At 68.1% G+C, this 16,031-nt stretch carries 15 protein-coding genes; 5 read left to right on the top strand and 10 right to left on the bottom strand.

Translation table 11 applies throughout. From position 1 onward, the window contains the following. Positions 1-108: 108 nt before the first annotated feature. Complete coding sequence (locus VD972_RS36960) at positions 109-825, bottom strand: double-CXXCG motif protein (RefSeq protein WP_324993530.1); 717 nt, start codon at positions 823-825, stop codon at positions 109-111. Between the two features lie 6 nt (positions 826-831). After that, positions 832-1,599 carry a TIGR02269 family lipoprotein gene (locus VD972_RS36955; RefSeq protein WP_324993529.1) on the bottom strand — a complete coding sequence of 256 codons (768 nt, stop codon included), beginning with the start codon at positions 1,597-1,599 and terminating at the stop codon, positions 832-834. Between the two features lie 397 nt (positions 1,600-1,996). Between VD972_RS36955 and VD972_RS36950 the strand changes: the two genes are divergently transcribed. Further along, positions 1,997-3,016 (top strand): alpha/beta hydrolase, encoded by a 1,020-nt coding sequence (locus VD972_RS36950; protein WP_324993528.1) that lies wholly within the window; start codon positions 1,997-1,999, stop codon positions 3,014-3,016. On the opposite strand, the gene VD972_RS36945 is transcribed toward VD972_RS36950, so the two are convergent. The 4 genes from VD972_RS36945 to VD972_RS36930 all read right to left on the bottom strand — a co-directional run bounded on the left by VD972_RS36945 (position 2,994) and on the right by VD972_RS36930 (position 7,182). After that, a complete protein-coding gene (locus VD972_RS36945) occupies positions 2,994-4,553 on the bottom strand; it encodes a beta-ketoacyl synthase N-terminal-like domain-containing protein (RefSeq protein WP_324993527.1) in 1,560 nt (519 codons plus the stop codon). The genes VD972_RS36950 and VD972_RS36945 overlap by 23 nt on opposite strands. A 31-nt stretch (positions 4,554-4,584) precedes the next feature. Beyond that, positions 4,585-6,096 carry a hypothetical protein gene (locus VD972_RS36940; RefSeq protein ID WP_324993526.1) on the bottom strand — a complete coding sequence of 504 codons (1,512 nt, stop codon included), beginning with the start codon at positions 6,094-6,096 and terminating at the stop codon, positions 4,585-4,587. 102 nt (positions 6,097-6,198) lie between these two features. Further along, entirely contained in the window at positions 6,199-6,912 is a 714-nt protein-coding gene (locus VD972_RS36935; RefSeq protein WP_324993525.1) for a hypothetical protein, read from the bottom strand. Positions 6,913-6,921: 9 nt separating this feature from the next. Beyond that, a complete protein-coding gene (locus tag VD972_RS36930; RefSeq protein ID WP_324993524.1) occupies positions 6,922-7,182 on the bottom strand; it encodes a DUF2379 family protein in 261 nt (86 codons plus the stop codon). A 56-nt stretch (positions 7,183-7,238) separates the two neighbouring features. On the opposite strand from VD972_RS36930, the gene VD972_RS36925 reads away from it, so the two are divergent. Genes VD972_RS36925 through VD972_RS36910 form a run of 4 tightly spaced genes read left to right on the top strand, consistent with a single transcriptional unit; the run spans position 7,239 to position 11,337 of the window. Then, entirely contained in the window at positions 7,239-7,997 is a 759-nt protein-coding gene (locus VD972_RS36925; protein WP_324993523.1) for a DUF4159 domain-containing protein, read from the top strand. Between the two features lie 33 nt (positions 7,998-8,030). After that, positions 8,031-10,316 (top strand): glutamine amidotransferase, encoded by a 2,286-nt coding sequence (locus VD972_RS36920; RefSeq protein WP_324993522.1) that lies wholly within the window; start codon positions 8,031-8,033, stop codon positions 10,314-10,316. Positions 10,317-10,327: 11 nt separating this feature from the next. Continuing rightward, complete coding sequence (locus tag VD972_RS36915) at positions 10,328-10,942, top strand: hypothetical protein (RefSeq protein ID WP_324993521.1); 615 nt, start codon at positions 10,328-10,330, stop codon at positions 10,940-10,942. Continuing rightward, a complete protein-coding gene (locus tag VD972_RS36910) occupies positions 10,939-11,337 on the top strand; it encodes a hypothetical protein (RefSeq protein WP_324993520.1) in 399 nt (132 codons plus the stop codon). Before VD972_RS36915 ends, VD972_RS36910 begins: the two co-directional genes overlap by 4 nt. 11 nt (positions 11,338-11,348) lie before the next feature. Here the strand turns inward: VD972_RS36910 and VD972_RS36905 are convergent, their stop codons facing one another. The 4 genes from VD972_RS36905 to VD972_RS36890 all read right to left on the bottom strand — a co-directional run bounded on the left by VD972_RS36905 (position 11,349) and on the right by VD972_RS36890 (position 15,795). Further along, positions 11,349-11,891: a superoxide dismutase family protein gene (locus VD972_RS36905; RefSeq protein WP_324993519.1), complete on the bottom strand. Its 543-nt coding sequence runs from the start codon at positions 11,889-11,891 to the stop codon at positions 11,349-11,351. Between the two features lie 112 nt (positions 11,892-12,003). Next, on the bottom strand, positions 12,004-13,548 hold the full coding sequence (locus VD972_RS36900) for an N-6 DNA methylase (RefSeq protein WP_324993518.1): 1,545 nt from the start codon (positions 13,546-13,548) through the stop codon (positions 12,004-12,006). A 15-nt stretch (positions 13,549-13,563) separates the two neighbouring features. Beyond that, complete coding sequence (locus VD972_RS36895) at positions 13,564-14,403, bottom strand: ion transporter (RefSeq protein WP_324993517.1); 840 nt, start codon at positions 14,401-14,403, stop codon at positions 13,564-13,566. 48 nt (positions 14,404-14,451) lie between these two features. Further along, positions 14,452-15,795, bottom strand: coding sequence for a peptidoglycan recognition family protein (locus VD972_RS36890; RefSeq protein ID WP_324993516.1), 1,344 nt, complete (start codon positions 15,793-15,795; stop codon positions 14,452-14,454). Positions 15,796-16,031 lie beyond the last annotated feature (236 nt).

The raw sequence follows: 16,031 nt of genomic DNA, 5'->3' as shown, positions 1-16,031 counted from the left end.
TCCGGGACCTGGAGCTGGAACTGGAGCTGCTCCAGGTGATCGACCCGGAGGCCGCCGCCACGCTGGAGGCCGCGGCGCGGGAGAAGTACCCGAAGAAGTGAGCCTGGCTCACCGGAGCGGCAGCTCGCGGAAGAGGATGTCCTGCTCGAAGCCCAGTCTCCGCACGGCTTCCACGAAGCGCTCGGTCCCAATGATCATCGTCATGAAGTCTTCCAGCCGGAACAGGTCCAGGCTGTCCGGCAGCGTCGCTGCGTCCAGGACAGGGTCCTCCGGAAGCTTCCAGCCGAGTCGGCCACATCGGGTGCACGGAGGAGAACGGTCGACGGGCAGACAGTCAGGATGCACGCCACCGTGTGGTAGCAGCTCCAACTCCAGCAACTCGGGCGGGTTCTTCTTGCGAAAACGCAGCTCCGTGCGGCACGCCTTCAATCCACGGACGCCTTCCGTCGTCAGTCGCTCCAGGGGTTCGGGCTTCATGAGGAGTGTCCAGGGATTGTGCAGACACAACGGGCCAAACTCTCCCCGGGCGGCGCCTACCAGAGGGCCGAACTTGGTTCCAGGCCCAAGGCGGACGCCAGGTGGCACCAGGGGACGCACCTGCTCGCGCAGACGCTCGAACTCCGCGTAGTCCGCTTCCAAGCGGGCCGAGTACTTCTGCCGCTCCGGGAACTCAGACAGATCGACAGAGGGGTAGGCATCCGAGCCGTCTGACCAGGTGGCATGACACTCCGGGCAGTGGATGCCTGGCAGGCCCCACTTGTGTTCGTCATCGTATCCCCCCGAGTAGAGGGGGGGACTGGCACGACGCAGCCAATAGAAGCGCATGGCTCCTCAATACCTTTGGATAGGAGGAGGCTGTGGCGTCCAGCGACGGTAAGGCGTGACGACTCCGAGTAGCCCGAACTCGTAGATGAGCTTGCCGGCGTGACGATGGATCTCCTCCGGTGTCGCTCCTCTGTTGTTCTCGATGAACACCCGCCACGCTTCATTCCACGGACCTCCATTGACGCCCCGATGGATGCGCCGGTGCTCCGGCACCTCTAGAAGGAGGATGTACTCATCGATGTTGATTCCCTTTTCGGTGAACCACGGCCTGAACGCCTGCGAGTAGATGTGGTGCTGTTCGTGAGGCCGCTTCCGGAACGCCTCAGCCTCAGCCAGCATCTGCTTCTGGCTGGGCAGCAACTCTCGTGGAGCGCTCGGGCCCCACGGGATGATGAATACCGGTCGCGTGCTTTGGGGTAACCCCTGTGCGCTCCCCCAGTAACGCTCCACTCCCAACCCAGCGCCGGGCAGCGAGAACCCCCCACCCTTCGTGGGCACCACGTGCCCTGCCGTCAGGAACTCAGCGACCTCTCGGCAGACGTACACCCCGCACTGTCGTTGCTCGCACAGGGCCAGCAGGGTCCCGTCCTCCTCACAGAGCTGCTCGAAGGAGGCGGCTTCAGGCTCTGTCTCGCAGCCTTCTGTCGCTCTCGCCATGGGCTGCGAAGCGACACAGGACGCAAGTACGGCGCTCATGAGCAGCCACCACCACTGTCGTCGTCCGTTCATGAGGTCCTCGTGCCCGGTTGTGCCCACGCTATGGGCAGCGTACACGCGGTTGGTCGTGATCGGGCCAGGGGCTGGTGGTCGGATCGCATGACTTGGAAGTGGTCCACTGCTGGAATGACTTGCCACGGCGGGGAGGCAAAGGCTCCGGATTCCGGTAGAGCTCCTCTTCGACAGCGAGCATCGGCTCGGCATCGCCGACGCATTCCTTGGCGTTTCTAATGCACCCCTTGAAGCCGACACGGTCTCCCTGGAACTCGACGACAGGACGCAGGCTGAACCGGCGGCGCTCTGCCCGAACCTGTCATACAAGTAGACAGGTTGGCTTGGCTCGCCCCCGGTCAGGGGACTGACTCGTTCGCATGTTACACCGGCCACACTCGGTGGCTGCTGTTACAGCGTCAGCTCACTCCGGCAGATGCGCCTCGGCAATAGTCACCCTCGTATGCGCCCCATCTCCTTGCTCGCAGCACTTCTTCTGCTGGCCACTGCCTGCGCGACGACGCCTGTGTCCCGCGTGCCAGGGCTCGATCCCGAACTCCGCGGCTACGCGTATCCGTTCGTCGTCCACGAACTTGTCCTCGACTCACAGCGGCAACAGCTCCGCATGGCGTACATGGACGAGCGGCCAGCCGACTGGAAGGGCCGCACCGTGCTCCTCCTCCACGGCAAGAACTTCTCCGGCGCCTACTGGGAGCCCACCATGCGGGCGCTCCTGGCCCGGGGCTACCGGGTCGTCGTGCCTGATCAGATCGGCTTTGGCAAGTCGACGAAGCCTGCCGCCTACCAGTTCTCGTTCGCTCAGCTGGCCGCGAACACTCGCGCCTTGCTCAGCGCTCTCGGTGTCGAGCTCGTGAGTGTGGTGGGCCACTCCATGGGCGGGATGCTCGCGGCGCGCTTCGCCCTCCAGCACCCGGAGCAGACCGAGAAGCTCGTGCTCGTGAACCCCATCGGGTTGGAGGACTATGAGGACCTCGTCGCCTACCGCAGCATCGACGAGTGGTATCGCCAGGAACTCGCCGCCACGCCGGAGAGCCTCCGCGAGTACCAGCGCCAGAGCTACTATGCCGGCGAGTGGAAGCCCGAGTATGAGCGCCTGCTCGAGATCCAGGCCGGGTGGACCCAGCACCCAGACTACTCTCGGATCGCGTGGTGCTCGGCGCTCACCTACGACATGATCTTCACCCAGCCCGTGGTCCACGATCTGCCACGGTTGAGCGTCCCCACGCTCCTCGTCATCGGCCAGCGCGACCGGACGGCGCTCGGCCGGGCCTGGGCAAAGCCCGAGGTGGCGCCCACCATGGGTGACTACCCGAAGCTCGGCCGTCGAGCCGCCGAGGCGATCCCCGGCGCAAAGCTCGTCGAGCTGCCCGGCGTCGGACACCTGCCGCAGGTCGAGGCCTTCGAGCCCTACCTCGAGGCGCTCGGCGGCTTCCTCGACTTCACTTCCAGGGACGCGAGATGACGCAGGCGTTGATGCCGCCCACGCCCATGGAGAGCTTGCCCGCCACGCCTTGAGGCACGGGCGTCTCCTGGTCGTAGACGAAGCGGCCGTGCACCTTGCCGATCTCCCGGTTCAGCTCCGAGCCCTGCAGCGGGGTGGGGTAGATGCGGCCCCGGGCATAGCCCAGGTACTGCGCCGTCAGCTCCCACCCTCCGCCCGCGGACATGCCGTGGCCGAACGTGCCCTTGCGCGCCGTGACGAGCACGGACTCGGGCAGCAGCCCCCGCAGCGTCTCCACCTCCAAGAAGTCCCCCGGCGTGGCCGTGGCGTGTAGATCCCAGCTCCCCACGTCGGCGGGCCCACACTGCGCCGCAGTCAGCGCCGCTTGGATGGCCGCCGTGGGCCCCTCCTTGGAGGGCGTGATGATGTGGTCCGCATCCGCGGTGACGCCCACCGCCAGCGGCTCCATGCCCAGCGGCTTGAAGCCCTTGGCGGTGAAGTACTCCAGATCCCCGAGGATCCACAGCACCGCGCCGCCCGCCACGTGCGTGCCGCGCAGGGCGGTGAGCGGCTTGGACACCATGCGGTCCGCGGCGATGACGCGGGCGTTGTAGAAGCCTCCCACCACGAGCGGGTGCGGCGGAGGATCCGTCATCCCCATCACCACGGCCTTCGCGTCGCCGCGCTGGATGGCGTCCATCGCCAGCTTCAGCCCGTAGCCGAACGAGGAGCACGCCGCCACCGGCGCGAACGTCATGCCGGTGAGCTTGCCCAGCATGGACACCTGCGACGCCGGGCCATTGTGGATGTTCCACAGCACGTTGGCGGACACCGAGTTCCACGGCGGCTCGGGCGCCCCCCACTTCTTCTGCAGCTTCGCGGTGCGGGTGCGCTTCTCCTTGATGACGGCGAGCTTGGAGGACTCCACGTCGCCCTCCACCGCCAGCCCCTCGATGTCCCGCTGCTCGTTGAGGTACTCGCGCAGCTCCGGAGACTGTCCGGCCCAGTAGTGCCACCAGGCCTCCTCGGCCTGATCGCGCTCCAGCTCCTCCACCGTCTCGGGCGCGGGGGGCATTCCGAGCCGAGGCTCGCGCGTCTCCTGCCACTGGCGCCGCGCCGAGTTGCGCGAGGGCTCTGCCCAGAACCGATCCCACCGCCGCTGGGCCCGGTGCAGGTCCAGGGTGATGTCATGGATCGTCGGCAGATCTCCCAGGCCCGTGCCCACGTACACGTGGGAGCGGATGCCCAGCGAATGCAGCTCCTGCTCGAGCCCCGGGTTCTGCCGCAGCGCCTGGATGAAGGCGGCGAGCGCGTACAGGGTGGGCTGCCCCATCTTCTTCTCGAGCTGCGCGAAGCGGCTGGACGGGAAGCGCGCGTCCACCCAGGGCTTGTACTCGGCGAAGTCGAACTCCGGCATCCCCACGAGGAAGTTGTCCGGACCGAAGCCGTTGAACGGGGTCAACCAGCTCTCCGCGGAGGCCAGGTTTCGCTCGAAGGCGTCAATGTCCTTGGACCGCGGGGCAACGACACCCCAACCGAAGATTCCCACTCTGCGCACGTTTGGTTCCTCGATGGCCGCCGAGCAAGAGCTACAGCGGCTGGATCTTCAAGTTGTCGAAGTGGACCTTCGTCTCCCAGCCCGAGAACCCGAAGAACTGGTTCCGTGGCCCCTCGAGCGGGGAAGGATCCCGGAGGGAGAGGAAGGGCTGGCCGTCGATGAGCCACTCGATGGTGGCGCCGCGGCGGGTGAGGGTGAAGTGGTAGCGCTTGCCGGGCTCCACGGCCTTGCCGTCCCGGACGGAGCGATCGGGCGTGTGCTCGGTCTGCCGGGCGATGGTGGACTGGGTGTTGCGCCAGCCCCCGAGGATGAACACGTAGCCGCTGGCGGTGTACTGCATCCGCAGATCCCCCGCGTAGAAGGAGCGGCCGTCTCCCCAGGCCTCGATCTTGATGTCGCCGCCCGGATCATTCGTCCAGGCGTCGAACTCGATGGTGGCGTTCGCCGGGATGGGGCGCTTGAGCCACACTGGCCGGTTGTGCATCAGCTGCACCGTCAGCGCCCCGTTCTCCAGCTTCACCGCGGAGGGGTTGGTGGGGTTCCAGTCGTCGCCCAGCGTCTCGCGATCGAAGGTGTCGGCGAAGGGCCCGGGCGGCGGGAGCGGCGGCGGAGCCGGCATCGGAACGAAGGGGACAGAGGCATCCACCGGCAGCACGCGCAGGTTGTCGAAGAAGATCTGCGACTCGAAGCCGGAGAGGCCCAGCCGATCGTGGCCTGGGCCCTTGAGCGGGAACGGATCGTTGAGCTCCAGGAAGGGCTGGCCGTCAATGCTCCAGCGCAGCAGCGTGCCGCGCCGCTCGATGCGCCAGTGGTAGCTGCGGCCGAGCTGCACCGGGAAGCTGTTGGACTCCACGCGAACGCGCGTGTCGGGCTTGAGCTCGCGCTGCTGCTGCTGGAGCGACTTCAGCGAGGGCGCGTTCATGTCCAGGCGCGCCAGGACGGACTGCGTGTTGTTCCACCCACCATGCACCAGCACGTACCCGGAGCCTGGATCCGTGCCGTCGCCGAACAGCTCCACGCGGATGTCGCCCTCGGGGTACTCCGAGCGCACGTCGAACTCCACGGCCACGTCCTCCGGCAGCCGCGCCTGGAGCCAGAGCGGGTTGTTCTTCACCTGCGGCGCCAGCAGCTGGCCGTTCGCCACGCGCCAGTACCCACCCAGGCTGAAGAAGTCCCGCTCCACCACGGAGCGATCCGAGAAGTCCTGCTGGTAGGGCACCTGGGTGGTGACGTCGGGCTCGCCGCGCAGCAGCGAGTAGTGGAGCAGGGGGAACTGGGCCGCGACGAGGATGGCCGCAAGCACACCCCAGCCGCGCCGGGACAGTCCCTCGGGCTTTACCCAGGGGGTGAAGGCAGGAGCAGCAGGGGTGCTCTCGGCAGGGGAGGAGGGGCGGGTGGCCTCGGCGCCCTGATCCGGTGCTGCCTCGGCGCTCTTCGCGGGAGTCCCTTCGGCAGGCTTTTCCGCAGCGAGCGCCAGGGCTCTCGCCCGAGCTCGCTCCTGGCTCTTCGCCTTGGCTTTCTCCTTGCGCTTGGCCTGGCCCATCGGTGTTGGGGGTCCCTGGAGGTCGGAAAGGGCGCGGACTTTACGCGCCGCGCCGTGGCACGTAAAGCATGCCCTCCAGGGGTTGCAGGCTTGTCCTCCGGGCTACTTGACACCCCATCTTTTTTCGAGCGCCTTCTGCTCGGCCTTGCGCAGCTTCAGCCGCTCCTTCTCGGCGCGGATGCGGTCCAGCTCCTCGGGCGAGGGGCGCACGGCGATCTGGTAGACGCTGCCGGCCAGGGCGAACAGGCCCGCAGCGATGATGACGCCCCAGGGCTGGTTGGCCACCGCGGTGACGAGGCCGCCGAACAGGTGCAGGGCCGCCAGGGCGCCAATGACGAGCAGCCAGGCTCCCACCACCGAGGACACGATGGCGCCCACGATGCGGTGGAGGATGGCGGCCACCAGCCCACCGATGAGCAGGGTGGGGATGAAGCCCAGGAGGAAGTCGTCCTGGCCGGCGAGCTTGCCGGCGAGCAGCCCCAAGGGCAGACCCACGCCCAGGAAGGCAATGGCCGGAGGGGCGAAGAAGCCCACGACCGCCAGCAACGCCGCCACCGCGGTGGGCACGCGCGCGTCAAAGTCCGCGGGGTTCAGGCCGAACTTGCTGGCGACGATGCCCGTCCACGTGAAGGCGATGATGGCGCCCACCGGTCCCGCCACGAGCCGGAAGGCCCGTCCGCCTCCCACGAGCAACAGGATGAGGCCGAGCGCACAGCACACGATTCCTGCCCACATGGGCAGGAGCCGGTAGATGCCGACCCAGCCCGAGGGGTTGATTTCCTGGTAGGCCTTGAGTGCCTGGATGAGAGCGTCCACGGCGCCACCTTAATACCGAGAGAGGGCCAGCGCGACGAGGAGCACGAGGATGGCCAGCACCAGCGCGGCGAAGCCATAGACTGCGGGTGGAGTCTGGGTGCGCCGCAGCAGCTCCTCGGCCTGGGTCCGGTCCTCCGGCGAGGGGCTGGCGGCCAGGATGCGCCGGGCCTCCCGGCGCGCACCCGCCACATCCCCTGCCTCCATCTGCTTCCAGGCGGCGAGCATCTCCGGAGAGGCTGGCTCCCTGGGCGTCTGTTCGCCTTTCGCCATGGGGGGCTCTATAGCGGGGAATGCAAGGACGCGTCGACGGTATATACAGCTCGCATATGAGCGCTGGGCGCGTCACCCGTCGAAACCTCCTGCTCGGCACCGCCGCGCTGGTCCCCTTGCTGTCAGGGCGGGCCTCCGCCTTCGGCGAGAAGAGCCGCTTCATCCCCGCGGTCGTCAAGCACGGCGGCCGGTGGGATGCGCGCCTCAATGGCCTGCGCCGCATCGCCTGGGAGCTGCAGCGCCGCACCTCCGTGGAGGTGCTGCCCGACGCGCGGGCCTGCATGCTCGACAGCTCGGAGATCTTCGAGTACCCGTTCCTCTACTTCGGCGGGGACGGCGACTTCCCCCCGCTGAGGGACACGGAGGTGGAGAACCTCCGGCGCTACCTCACCTACGGCGGCTTCCTGCTGGGGGACGCCAATGATGGGAGCGACGGGAACGGCTTTGATGCCAGCTTCCGCCGGGAGATTGCCCGCGTGCTGCCGCAGAGCAAGCTGACGGCGGTGCCCTCCACCCACGTCGTCTTCAAGTCCTTCTTCCTGGTGGACGCGGCCCCGGGGCGCCTGCTCAACAAGCCGCAGATGGAGGCCTGTGTCCTGGGCAAGCGCGCCGCGGTGATGTACTCGCAGAACGACCTGGCGGGCGCCTGGAGCCGCACCGAGGCCGGTGACTTCGAGTTCGATGTCTCTCCGGGCGGTGAGCCTCAGCGGGAGCTGGCCATCCGCATTGGTATCAATCTGCTGATGTATGCCCTCTGCCTGGATTACAAGGACGACGCCGTCCACCTGCCCCTCATCCTCGACAAGCGGCGCTGACCGCGGGGCCCTTCTCCCCGCCGAGCGCGATTGATGAACTCACAGCCCTTCAATGCCTGGAAGCTGGTCAGCCTCTCGCCCTTGCCGGTATGGGTGCTCGTGTTGCTCGGGGTGGGGCTGGTGCTGGGCATCGGCCTGGCGGCCTGGGGCGTGCGCCGCGAGCCCTCGAGTGGGCGCAAGGTGCTGCTCTGGGCGCTGAGGGTGGCGGCCGGAGTGGCCGCGCTCTTCTTCCTGCTGGAGCCCGGCATCCGTCACCTGCAGGTGGCGCGGATGAAGAACCGGGTGGCGGTGCTGGTGGATCGCTCAGCCTCCATGAGCTTCCCGGGCGAGCCGGGGGGCCCCACGCGCTCGGCGCAGGTGGGGACCTTCCTGGAGAGTGCCGCGCCGGCGCTGGCCGCGCTGCAGGACCGCTTCACGGTGGAGCTGTACGGGTTTGATCCGGAGCTGGCGCCGGTGACGCCCACCACGCTGCTGACCGAGCTCCCACGGGCGGGCACCACGGACATCCTCTCGGCGCTGCGGGTGGTGGGTGCGGGCTCGCAGGGCTCGCGGAAGCTCTCCGGGGTGCTGCTCTTCAGCGATGGCGCGGACAACACGGAGCTGGCCGCTGGGGCGGTGGGCAAGGCGCGCGCGGCGCTGGCGGATCTGGGCGTGCCGGTGTCCACCTTCGTCGTAGGCAAGGAGGCGCTCAAGGATCTGGCGGTGGAGGGCCTCAAAGTCGACGACTTCGCCTTCGTCCGCAACTCGCTCACGGTGGAGGTGGAGATCCACGGTCGCGGCTTCTCGGGCAAGGACATCCCCGTGGTGCTCAGCCAGGAGGGCAAGACGGTGGCGAGCAAGACGGTGCGCCTCCAGTCCTCGGATGACGTGCAGCCGGTGTCATTCACCTTCACGCCGGACCAGACGGGGCGCTTTGTCTACACCGTCACGGTGCCCACCTTCCCGGACGAGGCGGTGAGCGACAACAACTCGCGCTCGTTCACGCTGAAGGTGATCCGCGATCGCGTGCGCGTGCTGCTGGTGGTGGGGCGGCCCTCGTGGGACGAGCGCTTCCTGCGGGGCCTGCTGCGCCAGGACGCGAACGTGGACCTGGTGTCCTTCTACATCCTCCGGACGATGTCGGACGATCCGGGCGTGGTGAGCCAGGAGCGCGAGCTGTCGCTCATCCCGTTCCCCATGGAGGAGATCTTCGACACGAAGCTGCACACCTTCGACGTGGTGATCTTCCAGAACTTCGGGTACGCGGACCCTTCGCTCTCCATCGCCGAGTACGAGCGCAACCTGGAGCAGTACGTCTTCAAGGGGGGCGCCCTGGTGATGATCGGCGGGGACAGCGTGCTGGGCGAGGGGCGGGCGACGATGCCCACGCTGATGCAGGCGCTGCCGGTGGAGGCGGCGGGGCCAGCCAACGTGGAGTCCTTCAAGGCGCGGCTGACTCCAGACGGTGCGCGGCACCCGGTGACGGCGCTGGGCACGGGCGTCTCGAGCACGGAGGTGGCGTGGTCGGAGCTGCCGCCCATTCCTGGCATCAACTCGACGCGGGCGCGGCCTGGGGCGACGGTGCTGGTGGACCACCCATTCCATCTGGTGGACGGGAAGAACGCGCCGCTGGTGTCGGTGTGGGACTACGGGCGGGGCCGGGCGCTGGCGCTGGCCACGGACGCGAGCTGGTACTGGGCCTTCACCTCCCACAAGGAGGGCTCGCCGAACCGGACGTATGACCGCTTCTGGAGCAACGCGCTGCGCTGGCTGGTGAGGGATCCGGACCTGACGACGCTGAAGGTGACGGCGGATCCGCCCTCGGTGGAGCCGGGCAAGCCGGTGGGGGTGGTGGTGTCGGCGCGGACGGCGGACTACCAGGCGGCGCAGGACGCGCAGGTGCGGGTGGAGCTGTTCTCGGTGGCCACACAGAAGCCCATCGCGGTGCTGACGGGGACGACGGGACCGGACGGGGTGGTGCGGCTGGAGTTCCCGCCCCCGGCGCCAGGGCCGTACAAGCTGCTGGGCTCGGCGAAGAAGGGGGAGACGGATCTGGGGCAGGGCGAGGACGCGGTGGCGGTGCGCGCGGTGGGCCCGGAGCTGTCGGACGCCTCGGTGCGGCCGGAGCTGATGGAGCAGATCGCGAAGGTGACGGGCGGCAAGGCCTACCGGCTGCAGCAGGTGAGCGGGCTGCCGGAGGTGCCGCTGCTGGATCCTCCCGTGGTGGAGGTGGGCCGCGCGAAGGATCAGCCCCTGTGGGATCGCTGGTACTACCTGGTGGTGCTGGTGGCACTGCTGGGGGCCGAGTGGTTCGCGCGGCGCCGGTTCGGCTACGTGTAGCTGAGTTCTTGATGAGGAGACTGCTCGTGCGAATCCCAAGGATTGAATCGAGCAGCGTGAGAGTGGGGGCTTGGTGGCTGACCTGCGTTCTCTTCTGGGCGCTGGCTCCGGCCGCGTACGGCAGGTCCCCTCTGCGAACCACGCCTGCCACGGCAACAGCGATCGTCGCGGCTGTTCCGAGTTCCGTTCACAGCAGGGTGCTTACCTTGATGGCCGAAGGGAACGTGCAGGGGGCTGCGGAGTACTACCTGGTGGCAACGGGGGCTCGGCAAGTTCCGCTCTGGCTTCAAGGCCTCCAGGCGGCGTTCAACGCTGGAAATCGAGTCGCTGGGCGCTGTGCCGATGTCGCCAAGAAGATCCATGAAGGGTTCACTGCTCTTGGAAAGGATCCTCAGTACATCAAGATCACATCCACGGAGTCCGAACTACTCGCCTTCGAAGTTCGTGCTGGGGTTCCGTCAAGCACCGTGCGGATCTCCAACAACAACTACCATGTCGCCGTCCGCGTGGGCTCACGTATCTACGACGCCTTTGCCGGTCCTCAGGGCTTGACCGAGAGCGAGTACCTGAAGCGCTTGCTGACTCCCGAGGGACGGATCATGTTGGAGGAGGCGCTCCAGCCATGACGATATCCAAGGAGATGCAAGCCCCTGAGGGCTTTGGCAGTCGGCCAGTCCTCCTCATGGATGTCCTTCTGTTCATCCAGAGTGAAGTCGAAAAGGGCCGGCCGCTTTGGTTCTTTCTCGGTGGTGAGACGCATGTTCAAGCCATGGCTGCGTTCATCGCCGGCTATCGAGCAGGTTGCCATTACAATGGACTCGAGAACGCGGAGTACAGCGCATTCGTGACATGGCTACGGGACGTGAAGCATGAGCTCCCGGGTGAGGGCTGGGCTCGAAAGTACCTTGCGGATTGTGGGGGAGACCACGAGCGCGCCATCCGCAAGTTTCTCGACTTCGTGTCTGAGTACGCCCGTCAGCAACATCCTCGCGCTGGCCGGGCAAAGAGTGAGGGGAAGTAGGCCCCCTGGTGTCACCTGGCCACGACGCCGCAGGCGATGCGGCCGCCTGCATCACCAGCCGGGTCGGTCTTGTGATCGTCCGCCTGGGCGTGCACGACGATTGCTGAGCCATCCGCGTCCATCAGGGACTTCACGTCGAGGCCCTGGTTGGCGAAGAACTCGAACTGCACCTTGCCGTCCTGACCCACATAGAGGTTGGGCAGATCGCCCTCGTGCTTGCCTCCCGTGGCCATCATCCCGTGGGCCTTCTTGCCCGGGTTGAAGTGGCCCCCGGCCGTCTTGAAGTCTGGGCCCTCGCACTTGCCCGCCTCGTGAATGTGGATGGCGTGCGTGCCCGGGGGCAGGTTGGAGAAGCTGCCCTTGATGAGGAGGCCGTTGGGAGTCTGCTCGAGCGTCACGTTGCCCACGGCCTGGCCCTTGGCATCCTGGAGGGCCGCCTTGCTCTTCTCCACCTGAGTCGAGGTTGGCTTCGCGGCAGGGCCCTTCGGGCTCTGGGCGAGCGCCGGAGTGGCGAGCACGAGGGTGGCGGCGGTCAGCAGGGCATAGGTCTTCATGAGGATCTGCTCCTTCTGTCGGAGGTGTATGGCGAGGCGGGCCGCACACTAACCACGGATGGGAGCCACTGCTCGCCCGAAGGTTCATGTGTGCTCTTGGCTCAACAGGAGCTCAGCTTGGCGGCAGGGGCACGGAGACGACGCGCGAGGCGCCGAACACGGGAGCCCAGCGCTCCTGCACCTCGGGACCGTTGAGGAAGCGGACGAGCTGGCGGAAGACCTGGAACGGTCCGCCGAGCCGCTCGGCCCAGGCGAGTCCCCGGGGAGAGAGGTTGGGGACGAGCGGCCCCAGCTCCTCGAGGGCCTCTGCAGTGCGGGTGACGGAGAGCCCTTCGTCTCGGACCCGCTGAGGCACGAGGAGCGGCGCGAAGCGGGCATGGCGGTGGTCGTGGACGCAGCCTTCCTCTTCCAGCAGCGCGGCCGACAGCGGCAGCTCGCGCACGTTGAAGAGGAGCTTCACCGCGCCCAGGTGCGGATCGTACGGGCCGCGCAGCCGGTGATCCCCGCGTGGGATGAGCCGCCGGTCCAGGTAGCAGAAGGCGCGGGCCTCGGGAGGCAGGGAGCCTCGGTGGCGGGCGCCGGCGTAGCGGAAGAAGGGGCGGACGCGGGCGGCGTCCACGTGCAAGGCAGGGCCCTGCTTCAGCGCGCGGAGCTTGGGCAGGAGCGACTCGGGGATGCCATGGGCTCGCGCGAAGGCTGGCAGTCCGCGCAGGGGTGTCCGGGCGAAGTGGCGCAGGCGCTCCAGGAGGCGCTTCGGAGCGTCATCCACGAGCAGCTCATCGAAGCGGGTCTTCATCCCGGGGAAGCTCACGGGGACGAGCGTGGTGAGGGGCTCGCCCTCGGCCTGCCAGCGGGAGTCGAGCGCTGCCGCCTGGGCCGGGGTGGGGGCCAGCCGCCACTCGGGAGGCGCGGGCACAAAGGGGGAGCGCTGGCCGTCCCGCTCGAACGAGGCAGGCGCCGCGCGGCCGGGCAGGGAGGACCAGACGGTGATGCAGGTGCGCACCTGGGTCCCGCTGAAGGCGCCCGCGCCCAGGTCCACCACCTCGCGGAGCTTCAGCGTGCCCAGCAGGGCCTGCCGGAGCGGGGCATAGAGGAAGGCATCGAGCAGGCTGGAGGGGGTGATGAAGGCGAGCACGCCGGGGCGGGTGGAGAGCCGGTGCGCCGCGACGAGGAGGAAGAAGGCGAAGTCGTCCCGGAGGCTCGTCCCGGGCGGCAGCGCGAGCGGCATGAGGGCGCGGAGGCGGGACCAGGCGGCGCGATCCTTCAGCAGGGCCGAGGTGCCGTTGTAAGGCGGGTTGCCCACCCACAGCTCCCGATCGCTCGCAGGGATGCGCTCCACCAGCGGTGCCAGGCCACCGCGAAGCGCGTCGCCCACGTGCACCTCCGCGCCAGGCACCCGGGCTCGGCAGACGCGGGCGGCCTCGGGCATCAGCTCCAGTCCGCACAGGCGGGCCTTGGGCCTCATCCGTGCCGCGGCAGCGAGGAAGGCCCCGGCGCCGCACGCCGGGTCCACCACGGAGAGGGGGCCACTGCCTGCGTGCGCGAGCGCGAGCCTCAGCGTGCGCTCCACCAGCGGCGCGGGGGTATAGAAGGCGCCCAGCGCGCGCCGGTCGAGCCCGGGGAACTGATGAACGAGTGCCTCCTCGTCGAGCTCCATCCGCGTCATCCCGTCCTATGATGGATGGAGGGCCGTCCCGCAGTGCTTGCAGTGTGCCGCGTCATGATCGTGCCCGCCGACGCCACAGCCGGGGCAGGCCTGGGTGTCGATGGCACCCCGCCGCGCGGCGGCCGCCAGCTCGACGGAGACGATGCCCGTGGGCACCGCGAGGATGCCGTAGCCGGCGATCATCAGCAGCGACGCGATGAACTGCCCCACCACCGTCTTGGGTGTGAGGTCGCCGAAGCCCACGGTCGTCATGGTGACGACGGCCCAGTACATCCCCCGCGGGATGCTGTCGAAGCCGTTCTTCTCGCCCTCCACCAGGTACATCACCGCGCCCATGATGACGACCGTGCTCACGACGCCGCAGAGAAAGACGATGATCTTCTGGCGGCTCGCGCGCAGTGCTGTGAGGAGGATCTCTGCCTGGCCCAGGAAGCTGGCGAGCTTGAGCACGCGGAACACGCGCAGCAGGCGCAGCACCCGCACCACCAGGAGCGACTGCGCCCCGGGCAGCAGCAGGCTGAGGTACGTCGGCAGCAGGGCCAGGAGGTCCACCAGCCCGAAGAAGCTCCGCGCGTACCGGAAGGGCTTCAGCACCGCCGCCAGCCGCAGCACGTACTCGACAGTGAAGAGCCCGGTGAAGAACCACTCCACCATGCGCAGCTCCGCTCCGAAGCGATCCCGGAGCAGGGGCACGCTCTCCAGCAGCACCGTGAGGACGCTGAGGATGATGGCGCACAGCAGCGCGACATCGAAGGCCTTCCCCGCGGGGGTGTCCGCCTCGAAGATGATCTCGTGGAGGCGCTGCCGGAAGCCGCTGGGGGGACTCTGCTCGGAGGGCGAGGACACGCGGGCAGTCTAGACAAGACTCCCCGCGATGTCGGGGCGCTTGTCGGCTCAGACGTCGCGATCGAGCATCCGCATCAGGTTGAACTCATGGATGTGCGGGATGAGCGCTGCCGCCTGCTGACGGATGGAGGGCAGGTGCTTGTAGACGTTGCTGCCGGGACAGAGCGTCGCCACGCAGCTGCCATTGCGTCCCCAGTCCTGGTGGCCGCAGATGCGGTAGTTCCAGAGCTGCGGGCGGCACGCGATGTCCGGCTTGGCGTAGATGCCCTTCTCCAACGGGTTGAGTCCCCACCAGGCGGCCTCCAGCGCGGCCATGCGCATGGCGGTGTCCAGGGCCTCGGGGGTGGGCTCGCCCCCGGGCGGCACGTCCGGCGCGCCGGGATGGAACTGCCCCATCAAGCAGATGCCGATGTTGTAGTGGTTGTACCGGGAGACGTGGCCGGCCTCGGTGGCATGCCCGCCATCACGGCCCTGGTAGATGTTGCCGAACTGGTCCACCAGGAAGTGGTACCCGATGTCGCCCCAGCCCAGGGTGACGCAGTGGTAGTACCAGACGGCCCGCATCGTCGCGACGGGGTTCTCCGGGTTGTTGGCCCACGCGGTGTGGTGAATCGTCACGAACTGCGTGGGGTACACGCCGGTGTACGGCTCCCACCACAGCGGAGAGCCGGGGCCGTAGTCCGTCGGCCCCCAGCCGGTCGACCCGTCCCGCGGGATGAGGCGCGCACCGGGCGCGCCGCCGTTGCCCACGCGGAAGGGGATGCCAGGCCCGTTCTCGTCCAGCATCTCCAAGGTGGGCGCGTCGAGCGAGTCGATCTGCGTGGCCGTCACGCGGCGGACGATGGGAGACAGCGCCGGCTTGGTCGTCCCCAAGGTGAGGCGGTACTGCATCGCCCGGGCCCGGCCGAACTCCACGGCATCCGTGAAGGTCTCCGCGCCCTCCGGGAGCTCCTCATCCCCTCGGGCGCCCATCACATGGCCCACGGGTGACCACGGGCCCCACTTCACGCCATCCCTGCTGCCGCGCACCTGCACCTCGAGCGAGGTGCCCTCCGGCACGTCCGCCACCCAGTGCATGCCCACCATGTTGAAGAAGCCAGCCGACTGGAAGACCGCCGACTCGAGGGTCCGGCTGGGCTCGAAGTCCCCCCTCACGCCGCGCCGGAGCTGGAAGTCCCCGCCCAGCTCCTTCTCGCCCACCGTCACGGTGCTCCCGTCATGCAGGGGCAGCGTGTGCCAGTCGTGGGCCCGGATGCCGGCGGCCGCGGCCTCCAGCCGCGCCTGGGCAATGGCCCGCTCGCTTAGGAGCGCTGCGCCCAGGGCCACCGAGCCCTTGAGAAAACCGCGCCGGCCCAGCGACGATGACCTGAACGACGACCTATGAGTGTGCATGCCTTCCTCCACGGGGAGCCAACTCCGCCGCTCGTGTGTTCCCTGAGGAATTCAGTCGGAACGGAAAACAGGCTACTGTTGCAAGGTTTGCAATTCAAGCCAGGCAAGGATTTCAGAGGAGAGCCGTGTTTGGGCAACTTCCCGAGACGCCTGCGGATAATGTCGGGTCCGTTCTCTCAGGAGAGAAGCGGGCTGGACACGCTTCGATGGCCGCGGGCTCGCGGCGGGGGTTGAAA

It is taken from the genome of Hyalangium sp., from assembly GCF_035629615.1.
Lineage (GTDB): Bacteria > Myxococcota > Myxococcia > Myxococcales > Myxococcaceae > Hyalangium.
This window is presented reverse-complemented; position numbering and strand designations above follow the sequence as displayed.

What these genes read in the sequence shown, in the direction of transcription:
- VD972_RS36960 (WP_324993530.1), bottom strand. Translation starts at nt 825, where the DNA reads ATGCGCTTCTATTGGCTGCGTCGTGCCAGTCCCCCCCTCTACTCGGGG.
- VD972_RS36950 (WP_324993528.1), top strand. Translation starts at nt 1,997, where the DNA reads ATGCGCCCCATCTCCTTGCTCGCAGCACTTCTTCTGCTGGCCACTGCC.
- VD972_RS36940 (WP_324993526.1), bottom strand. Translation starts at nt 6,096, where the DNA reads ATGGGCCAGGCCAAGCGCAAGGAGAAAGCCAAGGCGAAGAGCCAGGAG.
- VD972_RS36930 (WP_324993524.1), bottom strand. Translation starts at nt 7,182, where the DNA reads ATGGCGAAAGGCGAACAGACGCCCAGGGAGCCAGCCTCTCCGGAGATG.
- VD972_RS36925 (WP_324993523.1), top strand. Translation starts at nt 7,239, where the DNA reads ATGAGCGCTGGGCGCGTCACCCGTCGAAACCTCCTGCTCGGCACCGCC.
- VD972_RS36920 (WP_324993522.1), top strand. Translation starts at nt 8,031, where the DNA reads ATGAACTCACAGCCCTTCAATGCCTGGAAGCTGGTCAGCCTCTCGCCC.
- VD972_RS36915 (WP_324993521.1), top strand. Translation starts at nt 10,328, where the DNA reads ATGAGGAGACTGCTCGTGCGAATCCCAAGGATTGAATCGAGCAGCGTG.
- VD972_RS36910 (WP_324993520.1), top strand. Translation starts at nt 10,939, where the DNA reads ATGACGATATCCAAGGAGATGCAAGCCCCTGAGGGCTTTGGCAGTCGG.
- VD972_RS36905 (WP_324993519.1), bottom strand. Translation starts at nt 11,891, where the DNA reads ATGAAGACCTATGCCCTGCTGACCGCCGCCACCCTCGTGCTCGCCACT.
- VD972_RS36900 (WP_324993518.1), bottom strand. Translation starts at nt 13,548, where the DNA reads ATGGAGCTCGACGAGGAGGCACTCGTTCATCAGTTCCCCGGGCTCGAC.
- VD972_RS36890 (WP_324993516.1), bottom strand. Translation starts at nt 15,795, where the DNA reads ATGCACACTCATAGGTCGTCGTTCAGGTCATCGTCGCTGGGCCGGCGC.